We start from the raw sequence: 2,188 nt of genomic DNA, 5'->3' as shown, positions 1-2,188 counted from the left end.
ACACAGTGGACGCGAGCAACTGAGGACAAGCCCTCGGCCTATTAGTACCGGTCACCTCCAGCGGTTACCCGCCTTCCAGATCCGGCCTATCAACCCAGTCGTCTACTGGGAGCCTTAACCCCTCAAAGGGGGTGGGAATACTCATCTCGAAGCAGGCTTCCCGCTTAGATGCTTTCAGCGGTTATCCCTCCCGAACGTAGCCAACCAGCCATGCCCTTGGCAGGACAACTGGCACACCAGAGGTTCGTCCGTCCCGGTCCTCTCGTACTAGGGACAGCCCTTCTCAATATTCCTACGCGCACAGCGGATAGGGACCGAACTGTCTCACGACGTTCTAAACCCAGCTCGCGTACCGCTTTAATGGGCGAACAGCCCAACCCTTGGGACCGACTCCAGCCCCAGGATGCGACGAGCCGACATCGAGGTGCCAAACCATCCCGTCGATATGGACTCTTGGGGAAGATCAGCCTGTTATCCCCGGGGTACCTTTTATCCGTTGAGCGACGGCGCTTCCACAAGCCACCGCCGGATCACTAGTCCCGACTTTCGTCCCTGCTCGACCCGTCGGTCTCACAGTCAAGCTCCCTTGTGCACTTACACTCAACACCTGATTACCAACCAGGCTGAGGGAACCTTTGGGCGCCTCCGTTACTCTTTAGGAGGCAACCGCCCCAGTTAAACTACCCATCAGACACTGTCCCTGATCCGGATCACGGACCCAGGTTAGACATCCAGCACGACCAGAGTGGTATTTCAACGACGACTCCCCCTGAGCTGGCGCTCAGAGTTCAAAGTCTCCCACCTATCCTACACAAGCCGAACCGAACACCAATATCAAACTGTAGTAAAGGTCCCGGGGTCTTTCCGTCCTGCTGCGCGAAACGAGCATCTTTACTCGTAGTGCAATTTCACCGGGCCTATGGTTGAGACAGTCGAGAAGTCGTTACGCCATTCGTGCAGGTCGGAACTTACCCGACAAGGAATTTCGCTACCTTAGGATGGTTATAGTTACCACCGCCGTTTACTGGCGCTTAAGTTCTCAGCTTCGCCACCCCGAAGAGTGACTAACCGGTCCCCTTAACGTTCCAGCACCGGGCAGGCGTCAGTCCGTATACATCGCCTTACGGCTTCGCACGGACCTGTGTTTTTAGTAAACAGTCGCTTCTCGCTGGTCTCTGCGGCCACCCCCAGCTCAGAGTGCAAGACTCATCACCAGTGATGGCCCCCCTTCTCCCGAAGTTACGGGGGCATTTTGCCGAGTTCCTTAACCATAGTTCACCCGAACGCCTCGGTATTCTCTACCTGACCACCTGAGTCGGTTTAGGGTACGGGCCGCCATGAAACTCGCTAGAGGCTTTTCTCGACAGCATAGGATCATCCACTTCACCACAATCGGCTCGGCATCAGGTCTCAGCCTTGATGTGCGACGGATTTACCTATCACACGGCCTACACCCTTACCCCGGGACAACCACCGCCCGGGATGGACTACCTTCCTGCGTCACCCCATCACTCACCTACTGCAGGTCTGGTCCGTCGGCTCCACCACTCCCCTTTGCCCGAAGGCTCCGGGGCGGCTTCACGGACTTAGCATCGCCTGGTTCAATGTTTGACGCTTCACAGCGGGTACCGGAATATCAACCGGTTATCCATCGACTACGCCTGTCGGCCTCGCCTTAGGTCCCGACTTACCCTGGGCAGATCAGCTTGACCCAGGAACCCTTAGTCAATCGGCGCACACGTTTCTCACGTGTGTATCGCTACTCATGCCTGCATTCTCACTCGTGAACCGTCCACCACTGCCTTCCGGCGCGGCTTCACCCGGCACACGACGCTCCCCTACCCATCACAGCCGCCGTTGGGCGTATTGCTGCAATGACACGACTTCGGCGGTACGCTTGAGCCCCGCTACATTGTCGGCGCGGAATCACTAGACCAGTGAGCTATTACGCACTCTTTCAAGGGTGGCTGCTTCTAAGCCAACCTCCTGGTTGTCTCTGCGACTCCACATCCTTTCCCACTTAGCGTACGCTTAGGGGCCTTAGTCGATGCTCTGGGCTGTTTCCCTCTCGACCATGGAGCTTATCCCCCACAGTCTCACTGCCGCGCTCTCACTTACCGGCATTCGGAGTTTGGCTAAGGTCAGTAACCCGGTAGGGCCCATCGCCTATCCAGTGCTCTACCTCCGG

At 57.2% G+C, this 2,188-nt stretch carries 1 rRNA gene; it reads right to left on the bottom strand.

Features of this window, described 5'->3' with window-relative positions:
- Nucleotides 1-21: 21 nt before the first annotated feature.
- Nucleotides 22-2,188 (bottom strand): 23S ribosomal RNA (locus ACZ7M2_RS52405); the annotation flags it as partial.

The organism is Streptomyces sp. NPDC111507 (assembly GCF_055638955.1).
This window is presented reverse-complemented; position numbering and strand designations above follow the sequence as displayed.